Source organism: Domibacillus indicus (assembly GCF_000970685.1).
Lineage (GTDB): Bacteria > Bacillota > Bacilli > Bacillales > Domibacillaceae > Domibacillus > Domibacillus indicus.
In genome coordinates, this window is record NZ_LAJB01000008.1 from 46,596 (window position 1) to 57,707 (window position 11,112).

11 protein-coding genes and 2 riboswitches are annotated in these 11,112 nt (G+C 44.4%); of the genes, 5 read left to right on the forward strand and 6 right to left on the reverse strand.

Annotation, left to right across the window (positions count from 1 at the left end):
- Positions 1-57: 57 nt before the first annotated feature.
- The 3 genes from VP98_RS11625 to VP98_RS11635 all read right to left on the reverse strand — a co-directional run bounded on the left by VP98_RS11625 (position 58) and on the right by VP98_RS11635 (position 2,926).
- Positions 58-798 carry a sulfite exporter TauE/SafE family protein gene (locus tag VP98_RS11625; RefSeq protein WP_046175560.1) on the reverse strand — a complete coding sequence of 247 codons (741 nt, stop codon included), beginning with the start codon at positions 796-798 and terminating at the stop codon, positions 58-60.
- Between the two features lie 108 nt (positions 799-906).
- Positions 907-1,965: a tartrate dehydrogenase gene (locus VP98_RS11630; protein ID WP_046175561.1), complete on the reverse strand. Its 1,059-nt coding sequence runs from the start codon at positions 1,963-1,965 to the stop codon at positions 907-909.
- 292 nt (positions 1,966-2,257) lie between these two features.
- On the reverse strand, positions 2,258-2,926 hold the full coding sequence (locus VP98_RS11635) for a GntR family transcriptional regulator (protein ID WP_046175562.1): 669 nt from the start codon (positions 2,924-2,926) through the stop codon (positions 2,258-2,260).
- A gap of 141 nt (positions 2,927-3,067) precedes the next feature.
- On the opposite strand from VP98_RS11635, the gene VP98_RS11640 reads away from it, so the two are divergent.
- Together VP98_RS11640 and VP98_RS11645 are read left to right on the forward strand one after the other, a co-directional pair.
- Complete coding sequence (locus VP98_RS11640; RefSeq protein ID WP_046175563.1) at positions 3,068-3,337, forward strand: YiaA/YiaB family inner membrane protein; 270 nt, start codon at positions 3,068-3,070, stop codon at positions 3,335-3,337.
- Between the two features lie 132 nt (positions 3,338-3,469).
- Positions 3,470-4,129 carry a DsbA family oxidoreductase gene (locus VP98_RS11645; RefSeq protein WP_046175564.1) on the forward strand — a complete coding sequence of 220 codons (660 nt, stop codon included), beginning with the start codon at positions 3,470-3,472 and terminating at the stop codon, positions 4,127-4,129.
- A 116-nt stretch (positions 4,130-4,245) separates the two neighbouring features.
- On the opposite strand, the gene VP98_RS11650 is transcribed toward VP98_RS11645, so the two are convergent.
- The 3 genes from VP98_RS11650 to VP98_RS11660 all read right to left on the reverse strand — a co-directional run bounded on the left by VP98_RS11650 (position 4,246) and on the right by VP98_RS11660 (position 7,770).
- A complete protein-coding gene (locus VP98_RS11650) occupies positions 4,246-5,316 on the reverse strand; it encodes a two-component system sensor histidine kinase NtrB (protein ID WP_231584171.1) in 1,071 nt (356 codons plus the stop codon).
- Positions 5,317-5,464: 148 nt separating this feature from the next.
- Positions 5,465-6,493 (reverse strand): hypothetical protein, encoded by a 1,029-nt coding sequence (locus tag VP98_RS11655; protein ID WP_046175565.1) that lies wholly within the window; start codon positions 6,491-6,493, stop codon positions 5,465-5,467.
- A 98-nt stretch (positions 6,494-6,591) separates the two neighbouring features.
- Positions 6,592-7,770: an MFS transporter gene (locus tag VP98_RS11660; protein WP_046175566.1), complete on the reverse strand. Its 1,179-nt coding sequence runs from the start codon at positions 7,768-7,770 to the stop codon at positions 6,592-6,594.
- Between the two features lie 184 nt (positions 7,771-7,954).
- Positions 7,955-8,049, forward strand: a riboswitch (guanidine-I (ykkC/yxkD leader).
- 68 nt (positions 8,050-8,117) lie between these two features.
- On the opposite strand from VP98_RS11660, the gene VP98_RS11665 reads away from it, so the two are divergent.
- The 3 genes from VP98_RS11665 (at position 8,118) to VP98_RS11675 (ending at position 11,106) form a co-directional block, all read left to right on the forward strand.
- A complete protein-coding gene (locus VP98_RS11665; RefSeq protein WP_046175567.1) occupies positions 8,118-9,479 on the forward strand; it encodes an APC family permease in 1,362 nt (453 codons plus the stop codon).
- A gap of 89 nt (positions 9,480-9,568) precedes the next feature.
- Positions 9,569-9,674, forward strand: a riboswitch (guanidine-I (ykkC/yxkD leader).
- 53 nt (positions 9,675-9,727) lie between these two features.
- Positions 9,728-10,456, forward strand: a complete 729-nt coding sequence (locus VP98_RS11670) for an urea amidolyase associated protein UAAP1 (protein WP_046175568.1) — start codon at positions 9,728-9,730, stop codon at positions 10,454-10,456.
- The gene (locus VP98_RS11675) at positions 10,456-11,106 is read left to right on the forward strand and encodes an urea amidolyase associated protein UAAP2 (protein WP_046175569.1); all 651 of its coding nucleotides are present in this window, start codon (positions 10,456-10,458) and stop codon (positions 11,104-11,106) included. The genes VP98_RS11670 and VP98_RS11675 overlap by 1 nt, the downstream gene beginning before the upstream one ends.
- The last annotated feature ends 6 nt before the right edge of the window (positions 11,107-11,112 follow it).

Consider the following 11,112-nt stretch of genomic DNA (forward strand, 5'->3'; position numbering starts at 1 on the left):
ATTTTGTACCACTATTATACATCCCATAAATACTTTTTGCCTAGTCCTTTTATCAGATTACATTACTAAAAGAAGGGCTGCTGCTGTCGGCGTTAAAATAATCGCCGATTTTAGTAAAGGCTTAGGCACTATATTTGTGAACTTTGCTCCCAGATAAGCCCCGCATGCCGTACCGATTAAGACTTTCAGCAGCAGGAAAAAGTCGATAAAGCCTTCCGAAAGGTATCCCGCCCCTCCTCCAATTGCAAGCGGGACAATCACAAGCATAGTTGTTCCAACAGACTGACGGATCGTTAAATGCAAAAGAATCATTAAGCCTATTTGAATAAAAGGTGCCGATCCAATCCCAAATGTGCCCGACAGCACTCCTGCCAGCAGGCCCAAAAACATACTTTTGAGAAAAACTATGTACCTTCTTTCATCAATTTCCTTTGAAGTCTCCTGTAAGAAAAATAATTTCACTGCCAGCAGAAGCGCTGATAAAAACAGCATGCCTGCTGTGAGCCAATGCAGGGACTCATCCGGTATAACAGCTGCCAGCCTGGCGCCGCCAAACGAACCGGCCGCTGCAAATCCTCCGACGATCAGCCCTATCTTCAAATGGATATTTCCTTCCCGATAATGGCTGAACGCCCCGGATATGCTTGTAAATGCCATTGCCGCCAGTGACGTGCCGAGTGCCATATGAATGGGTATATGAAAAAATACCGTTAACACCGCAATAACAAAGCCGGCACCTCCCGCTCCAATAAAGCCGAACAGTGTGCCCAGCAAAAACATTGTGAGTACAATAAGCATTTATCTATTCATCTCCAGCTTCTTCTAATCTGTTTTCCATTTTAACAAAATAGAAAAAAGCCGCGCGGAAAATGAATTTCTTTCCTGCAGCTCTTTCAACTTCTTTTTTTATTTCTTTTTCAGCCGTGCAATGATTTCATCGGTTACATCCTTCGTGGAATGCCTGCCGCCAATATCGCGTGTTAAAAAGCCATCGCTTGTCACGCTTTCAACAGTGTCGAGCAGCACCCGGCCCAGTTCTTCCTCGCCGAAATGGTCAAGCATCATTTTCGCCGTCCAGATCTGGCCAATTGGATTGGCCAGCCCTTTGCCCGCAATGTCAGGCGCTGAGCCATGCACGGGCTCGAACATAGACGGATACTTGCCGTTTACATTAATATTCGCCGCTGGGGCAATACCGATGCTGCCCATAATGGCTGCCCCAAGGTCAGTTAAAATATCCCCAAATAAATTGCTGGCTACGATCACATCAAACCGGTCAGGCTGGGTGACAAAAAAGGCAGCTAATGCATCAATGTGCTGGGAATCGGTTTGAATACCAGGGTAATCTTTAGCCACATCTTCGAAAACGCTGTCCCAAAACGGCATAGAATACACAATCCCATTCGATTTCGTCGCGCTTGTAACACGGCTGTTTCGTTTTTTTGCCAGGTCAAATGCAAAACGCATGGCACGCTCGGTTGCTTTTCGCGAAAAAACAGCATTTTGAATGGCGATCTCATCATCTCCTTGATACATTTTCCCGCCAATCGAGCTGTACTCTCCTTCACTGTTTTCCCGGACAACCATAATATCGAAATCTTTTGGATTCAACAGCGGCGAGCGAATCCCTTTGATCACTTTTGCCGGGCGAAGATTGATAGACTGCTCAAACTCACGGCGTATTTTAATAAGCAGGCCCCATAGTGATATGTGATCCGGCACAAGATTTGGATCACCGACCGCTCCCAGGAAGATGCCATCGAATTGAGAGAGCTGGTTCATTCCATCTTCCGGCATCATAGCTCCATGTTCCAGGTAATAACGGCAGTTCCACGGGAAATCGGTAAATTCAAAAGATAATCCTCCATGGATATCTGATACCGTTTTCAAAATTTCCGTTGCCGCTGCGACTACTTCTGTTCCGATCCCATCTCCGGGAATGTTAGCAATTTTCAATTGTTTCATACTCTATTCCTCCTTTTAGTCGACAGTCGACTGTATTTTCTTTAGTTTACTAAATTAACGGTTTGCCGGCAATAAAAAAAAGAGCTATTTCTCGTTTTCAGCATACAAACACATTCACCTGGAGCCGGACAGATACAGACTCCTTCGATACAGTAAACCGGAAGACCTCGCAGGCTCAAGGCCGAAGACGGACAGGTGAGACAGACGGCGCAGCGTGCCGGCTGGTCCATCGTTCGCCTCATAGAAAAAGAGCAGCCGGCAGCCGCAGCCCCTTGCAAGACTGCCCATCGCCTCAGGTCATTTGCTGCAGGACCTGTGTAATATGAGCTAGATCATGCTCCAAGTGTGTGATCATTTCCTGCGAAGCTTTTTCCTTATTCCGCGACCGAATATGGCCAAATATTTGCTGGTGTTCCCTTAAAATAATGGATGCCCGGTTTTGATCCTGGAAATGTAAAATACGGTAAAACTGTGTTAACGATTTTAAATCGTCTACTTGCTTTTGAAGCCGCTTGTTTTTGGTGAATTGAACAATAAACCGGTGGAATTTCGCGTTTAACGCTATAATTTCACTTGCTTCTGCCCCTCGCTGAATGGCCCTTTCCGCTTCCTCAAGCGCTGTTTTTATTTCGTTTAGTTCCTTGTCGGAGGCTAAAGCAACGGTTAAACTGACTGCAAATGATTCCAGAGCCATCCGGCAATAATAAATATCTTCTACATCCTTCAATGTCGGTTCGTACACCATCACTCGCGATTTATCATCAACTACAACCAGTCCTTCTTTTTCAAGAAGGCGGATTGCTTCCCGCACCGGACTTTTGCTTACACCGAACTGCTTGGCCAGCTGCGTCTCAACAATGCGCTCCCCTGGCTTGTACGTCCCATCAAAAATCATTTTTTTAATCGAATGATAAAATTGTTCATAATACGGTATTGGTTTTTCAATTGAAAATTCCTTCATTCTTCCACCTCCGGTTTGTTCCGTTTATTTTATCTTATCACAGCGGATTTTTTTAATTTCATTTTACATTAATGTTCTTTTTCAGAAAATTATGGTATAGTATTAGTATCTAGTACTAATTCCATACAAGGGGGAAATAATATGCAGCGATACCGGAAAAGAAATACACCCGCTTTTACATTTTTAGCTTATTTCACTTTTGTTGCAGGTGTTGCCCTGTTTTCAATCGGGCTTTTTAACGCGGATATGGAATTAAATGAAAAAGGTTATTATATTGCCGTGATGATTTTAGTGGCGGTCGGCGCCATCTTAACACAAAAAGTCACTCGCGATAATGCGGAAGACGCCGAAATTATGGCTCAGGAAGAAGAAGAAAGAAGACGGGGCAGCAGCAAGTCTCCTTCTGAATAAAAAGAAACAAAAAAGATGCCTTTGTGCATCTTTTTTGTTTCACGTGAAACATTTTGAGAAAGCAGATAGTTAGACGAACCTCCCCTGCCGCTATATAATCAGCTGAAAGGAATAAGAAAGGAGACTTTCGCTATGACGTTAAAAATCAACATATACTCCGATTATGTGTGCCCATTTTGTTTTTTGGCGGAACAACCGCTCCTTGAAGCTATTAAAGGAAAAAAGAATATAGAGATTGAATGGATGCCGTTTGAGCTTCGTCCTTATCCAAATGAAACACTCCGCCCTGAAGGAAGCTATCTTCAAACTACATGGAAGCAGTCTGTGTACCCGCTGGCAAAAGAAATGGGAATCCCGATTGTCCTGCCGAATGTTTCTCCACAGCCTTACACCCACCTTGCCTTTGAAGGGTATCAATTTGCCAGGGAAAATGGCAAAGGCCATGAGTACAACATCCGGTTATTGCGGGCTTTTTTTCAGGAAGAGCAGAACATTGGTGATGTAGATGTTTTAACAAAGCTAGCCGGAGAAGTTGGCTTACATGAAGAAAAATACCGTACGGCTCTTCAAAACCGCACGTATCAAGAAGCTCATAAAAAAGCGCTTAAGCATGCTTATCATGAAGCAGAAGTGACCGGAGTTCCAACATTTATTATCGGCAGTTCAAAGGTGTCCGGTATCCGCTCTAAAGAGGCAATTGAAGAAATCATTGAACAGGAACAAAAAAAACAAAAGAAAAAAGTAACTCTTTTAATGGAGGGACAGTCCTGTAATCTGGATGGCTGTTCATAATAAAATCGTCCAGAACGGTCTGGACGGTTTTATAGGAAGTTAACTGGCAGATATAATCCAATTAACGTAAATGATTGTTTATCACCGTTTCAGCTCCGCTGGCAGCCAGGCTTCTCTTACGTTTCTTCGGTAATAGGAAGCCGAATACAAAAAGTGGTCCCTTCTCCAGGTGTACTGTCAACAGAAATATGGCCGCCGTGTTCATGAATCGTGGTATATACTTGTGTCAGCCCGAGTCCGGTTCCTTCCGCCTTGCTTGAGAAAAAAGGAGTACCAAGCATATTAAGCTTATCTTTCGGTATCCCTATCCCTGTATCTGTTATTTCAATATGAAGCCATTGATTTTCGGCATAATGGACAATTTTTATTTTCCCTTTTTCAGGAATCGCTTCCAAAGCGTTTTTGATCAAGTTAAAAAATGCTTTTAAGTACAGGTTTTTTTTACCTAGAACCCGAATGCCCCGGTCACGCAAATCCATTTCCACTTCCACATCGTAAAGCTTATCCTGAAACAGCAGCATTAATGATTTTAATTCATTGCAAAAATCAATTGGAACGAGCAGCTCGTCCTGAAGGTCCGGTTTGGATACCTGCAATAGATTTTGCAAGGTCAGAAGGGCCTTATCCAATTCATTTTCCATTGTCTGTAAATATGGATGTGAATGAGATTCTTTCAGCAATTGCAAAAATCCTTTTACGGCTGTTAATGGGTTTTTCACTTCATGGGCAATCCCTGCTGCAATTTGGCCAATGGAGACAAGCTTCTCCCGGTCATTTAATATTTTCTCCGCCTCTTTCCGGTACGTAATGTCCTGAAAAGCAGTTTGAATCATGTTTTTCTTGCCGAAAGTAACTGGCCGGCTGTGGATTTCCGCCTCTATAACCGTTTCATCAGCCCGCATCACTTTTTCTTCCATACGCAATACTGCTTCGTCTTTTTTGATTGCTTTCTGAATCCATTCTTGTATTATCCCGCGCGATGAAGACGGAAATATTGAGAAAATATCGCTGCCAATTAACGCTTCTTTTGATGTTCGAAAAAAAGAAGCGGCTGTTTGGTTAACATACGTAATCTCACAGTCCGTGTGAACGATAATTGCTTCAAATGAGTAGTCAATAATGTCTCTGAACATTTCTTCCCGCTCTGTGACGCTCCTATGGGTTTGATCAGGTTTTATACCTGGCAATTGCCCCCCCTCCTCTTTCCCCTTAATTCCCCTGTTTATTGTTACAATTCGATACCAGTTCTCCTTTTTCCTGTAAAGATCAAAAAAAACCACGCTTATTTTACATAAGCATGGCAACTATGGAACAAATTAGGCTAAGGAAAGCGTGTTACTGATTATGTATTGACAGCTCTGCTTCGATCAGCTGTTTCAGCTTCTCAGGCTCATCAACACGAAACGCCAATTCCTCTACTTCTTTTTTCCTTCCCATAAACAGGCGGGCTGTTACAGGCTCACATAGAGTGATCACTACCTGGGCTTCAGGCGTTTCAAAATCCTTTAAAATAAATTCAAGAGCCTGCTTATTCGGCCTGGCACCCCATTTTACTTCTTTTACTTTTTCTAATGGCACAATAATTCGTTTGGTTAATCCATGTGCTGCATATAGCTTTCCTTCTTTTATTTCGATAGGAGCCAGCCGGATCAGTTGTGTTTCAGCCAAAAAGAAAATAACAGAGTATACATTCAACACGAGCAAAACAATGGAAATAACAATCGATTTTTCATGCAGCCACCAGTGGAGGCCAATTGTTTCGATGACGATTGCATGGATAAGCATTAGATTCATCGCAACCGCGCTTGTTTTCACATGCATCGTAACCACGCCCTGATGAGATGGCGCCTTTTTTCTCCAGGTAAAAAAAGCGTAATAGAACATAAGAAATTCAGAAGCAGCGAGAGCGACAAGCTTGTTGCCAGAAGCGGCTTTTTCAACAGCCGGAAGCAGTGAGTAAATGGCCGCTGTCCCATTCATCTCTTTGCGGATGGCTGGTATTTTCCAAAGAACATAAAACAGCAGCCCGAGCTCAGCTGCTAAAAGAAGCCCTTCTGCTGCGGCACCCGCGTACAAAATACTTTTGTAAGGAGCGAAAAACTCTTCGGGCACAAGCAGCCGTGCCATGACCACTCCTAGAAACATCAGCCCGATTGTCTGCTTGGCTGACAGCTTAAAAGCAAAATAAGCAAGAACGGGTGCAATAATAACAAGATCAATGAGTGAACCGATCACAACGCCGTTTTCAATTTGAATAGAAAGAAGTTCCTGAACAGCAGGCTGATAAAGAAGTGTGTTGCTGGCAAGCACAAGCGCCAGGAAGGCAACGAGCCAGTACGGATATCGCAGCTGCCGGTAAACCATTGGATCTCCTCCCGTAAAAGCGTTTTCTTTTAGCTTACCGTAAAACAGCTTAAAAAGAGAAAACATAAATGAACATTTATTGAATAAAGAGGAAATACTCACTCTTCCTGCAAACGATCTTTTTCATACCGGCTAAACCTGGCCATCGATACGATCCCTAAAATCGGGCCCAGTCCCAGCAAAATAAAAACTCCTTCCCATCCCATGTATGGCTGCAGAAAAGAAACAAGATTAATAGACAGGATTGTAATCAAAAAGCCAATGCTCATCTGAAAAGTCAGAGCGGTGCCCATATATTCTGACTCGGCGAATTCAGAGACGGCTGCAGAAAATTGAGCCGAATCCGCGATGACCGCAGCCCCCCAAATCAAGGCAAGAATGACTGTTAAAACAGCCGAGCGCCCAAATACAAAGCCAATTGAAATAGAGCAGGCTGCACTGATGCCCATTGCCCATATCGTTAAACGGGCCCGCCCTATTTTGTCTGCCAGTATGCCTCCTGCTACGCAGCCGGCGGCACCCGCCAATCCAATCGCCGTAAAGGATAGGAGTGATGAAGGAATCGAACCTCCGGCTGCGAGAAATACGGGCAGCCATGTCCACATAGCATACAGCTCCCACATGTGGCCGAAGTACCCGTAGTTTGCCAGCATAACCGGCTTATTGCGGAGAACTTTGCCGATCATATTAAAAGAAAACACCGAGGCTGTGCCCTTCTGAGGAGGATCTTTCACCAGGATGCTCATAATGGCCGCTGCTAAAACAGCTAATCCCGAGCTTATGCTGATCACAGCCTGCCACTTCAATCCGGAAGCGATCCATGCAAGCAGATGGGGCAGAGCCGAACCCATCGTTAGTGCACCAATGACAATGCCAATCGCAAAGCCGCGTCTTTTCGGAAACCACAGGGTCAGAACTTTCACGGCAGTCGGATAGACTCCGGCAAGTGCCGCCCCTGTCAGGAACCGAAGAGCAACCCCATAAAAAGCACTGTCTGCAAGCAAAATCAAACTGTTTATCAACGCGCCCGCCAGAGCACAGATCGCAAATAGCTTGCGTGCATTAAACCGGTCTGCCAGGCCAAAATAAGAGCTGGCCAATGCGCCTGCCGTAAAGCCCGCCGGCACGGCCGCGGATACCCACGGTTTCGCTGTCTCCCCCAAACCCCATCTCTCCGTTAATTCGTCAATAACAACAGATGCACTGAACCAGAGACTGAGCGCAAATAAAACAGCGGCTGAAATCCAGCTCAGTGCTCCCCATTTTGATTGCTTCATTTTATTTCCTCCGTCTCCATATACCACACATTTTACATAAAAAGAAAAATGAATCGGCATACAAATACATTTTGTTTAAAATATATTGTTATAAAATCTAACATGTTTGTTGAACCTCTTCCTTTTTCTCCTTATACTCCATGATATCAAATATATAAGGGTTCTTATTAATGCAATCAAGAACAAAATTGCTCTCTAGGGTTCCGGTTGAAAAACGTCTGGTCCGAGAGAGAGCGTACAGTTTTGCTGTATACACGGAGGGACAAAAGCCCGGGAGAATTTTTTTACATAAAATTCTCCCGGGCTTTTTGTTTTTCCATTCAAATTTGGAAAAGAGGGTGAATGGAATGAAAGAACAACCGACATTAGCAAAATCACTGAAGCTGAGCCAAGTCGTTTTCATGGGTCTTGCCTGGATGACGCCAATGATTTTCTTTACTGTATACGGTGTCGCCTTTGAAGCGGCCGGAGGAATGATGGCCGCAGCGTATGTAACGGCCTTTATTGCTATTTTCTTCACTGCCTACAGCTACAGCCGCATGGTTAAAGCTTATCCAATTTCAGGATCCGCTTACACATACACCAAAAAAGCGATCCATCCAAAAGCCGGCTTCCTCGTCGGCTGGGCGCTATTGATGGATTATATCTTCTCACCGATTATTGCGATCCTGACATTCGGCATTTTTATGAATACTGAATTTCCGGCCATTCCTGTTTTTGTCTGGATTATTGTGATGAACGTTATCCTGGCTGTCGTGAACATTGTCGGCATCAAATCAGCAGCGCGGGTAAGCGGCCTGTCTGTTCTTGTTCAGATCGGATTTATCCTCCTCTTCTGCATTTTGATCGTTAAGGACATTATAGCCGGTGATACTGGCGCAGGCTCTTTATTCTCTCTTACTCCGTTTCTCAGTGATCAGATGACGTTTGGCGCCGTTTTTTCCGGTGCAGCGTTAATCTGCTTTTGTTTCCTTGGTTTTGATGCTGTGACAACCATGGCTGAAGAAACCATTGATGCCCAAAAAACGATTCCAAAAGCCATATTCTTTATTGTATTTATTGCTGCGGCTATGTATATTGCCATTTCCTATTTAACACAGGTTGCGTATCCAGGCTTCACATTTACAAATCCGGATAATGCGGCTTACAGCCTTGTTCAGCTTGTCGGCGGAAATCTGCTCAGCTCCCTTTTTATTATGGTGTTAATGGTCGCTACGTTTACACAGGGAGTTTCATCCGTGACGAGCGTCAGCCGTTTTTTATACGCTCTTGGACGCGAATCCGTTTTGCCAGAAAAACTGTTTACTACTATTCATCCGAAATATAAAACACCCGTTGCAAACATTTTGTTTGTCGCCGCTGTTTCATTATCTGCTGTTTTTATCAATCTTGACACAGCCGTGACATTTGTCAGCTTTGGCGCTCTTACCGCTTTTACATTTGTTAATTTGTCAGTCATTGCCCACTACTATGTAAAACTAAAAAAACGCTCATTAAAAGAAACATTTTTGTATCTTATTTTCCCATTAACCGGCGCTGGATTTATTGGCTGGCTGCTTACTCTTTTAGATAAGCATACACTAACTTATGGAATCATCTGGGTAGTGATTGGATTTGTTTATTTAGCTTTGAAAAATGCATGGGGCACATCGAAAGAAAGCACAGCAGCTTCTTCTCGAAAAGTACTGGCACATCGAAAAACCATGTAAGATAATCTGACACGTTTATTGTTTTCAGTTTTTTCAGACTGCTATACTTGTTGCATAAACCAATAAAGGTTTCCACAATGAGTTGGAAACAAAAAGCTGCCTAGGGTTCCGTTTAAAGAAACTTCTTTAAAGACTGGTCCAAGAGGGAGCGTGCAGCAGCTGCTGTATACACGGAAGGATAAAAGCCTGGGAGACGATCATGTCCCGGGCTTTTATCCTTTTTATTTTTTATAAGGAGGATGTCTACTATGACTACTAGTTTCACGAAACGTATTCCTGCCGGCGGCAAATGGTCCGGACGGATCAGCCGCGGCAAATCCATTACATTTACTGCTATGGAAGAAGGCGCGAATGTGTCTCTTCTTCTCTATTACGCTCACGACACCGCAGAGCGCTACAATATGCCCGATACATTGAAAGCCCAGCATACAGCTCACTTAACAACAGGAAATGTTTTGATGAGCGATAACGGCCGCGTCCTGGCAAGTATTACGGCCGACTCACTCGGCTGGCATGATACCATTTCCGGCTATGCATCCCGCAGCATGATCGATGCATGTTACGGAAAAACAACGTATCAGGAAAAACGGAATGACTGGTACCGAAGCGGCGAAGAAAACTTTGCGGTTGAGCTTTTCCGCAACGGCCTGACAGCACGTGATGTCGTCCCTGTTATGAATCTTTTTTCTAAAGTGTACTGCACAGAAGACGGCGCGATGCACTTTGTTTCCGGCCATGCCAAAAAAGGCGATCACATTACTTTGCGGACGGAATTAGACGTTCTTCTTATTTTGTCCAATACACCTAACCCGCTTGACCCGGCCGCTTCTTACCCGTCTGTTCCGGTAGAAGTAACAATCACAGATGCGGCACCGGTACAGAAGGATGACATTTGCTTGAATCACCGCCCGGAAAACCGGCGCGCGTTCGAAAATACATGGGACCATACTTTGCTTACTGAAGGAGGCGTTCGATAATGGCTGTTTTGCATCAGGCTGTAAGTGAACGAAAAGCGGAAGAAGCCGTTTACAACGAAATCATTCCTGCCGGAGATGGCTGGACATATACACTCGAACCCGGACAGGTGCTCCGCATTGTGGACCTTAAAGGAAACCAGGCAGCCGATACGCTCTTTTATGATGCTGATAATCCCTCGGACCATTACAGCGCAGTCAATACGATTCAGCGTCAGGGCAATGTGTATTTAACAGCCGGTTCTGTTCTTGTTTCCGAGTCTGGAAAAGAGCTTGTTAAAATTGTGGCGGATACATGCGGAAATCATGATACTCTCGGCGGTGCCTGCTCTGCACAAAGCAACACGGTCCGTTATTCACACGATACGCTTCCAATGCACAACTGCCGTGACACCTTCATGCTGCAGCTGTCAAAAAATGATCCGCGCTTTACAAAGCGCGACCTGGCTCCAAACGTTAACTTTTTCATGAATGTACCGGTGACACCGGACGGCGGCCTGACCTTTGCGGACGGCGTCTCTGCACCCGGCTATTATGTGGAAATGCAGGCCGCAAGCCGGACACTTGTTTTAATCAGCAACTGTCCACAGTTAAACAATCCATGCAATGCTTATAACCCGACACCGATCCAGCTGCTGATCTGGAATAACTAAAAAAGG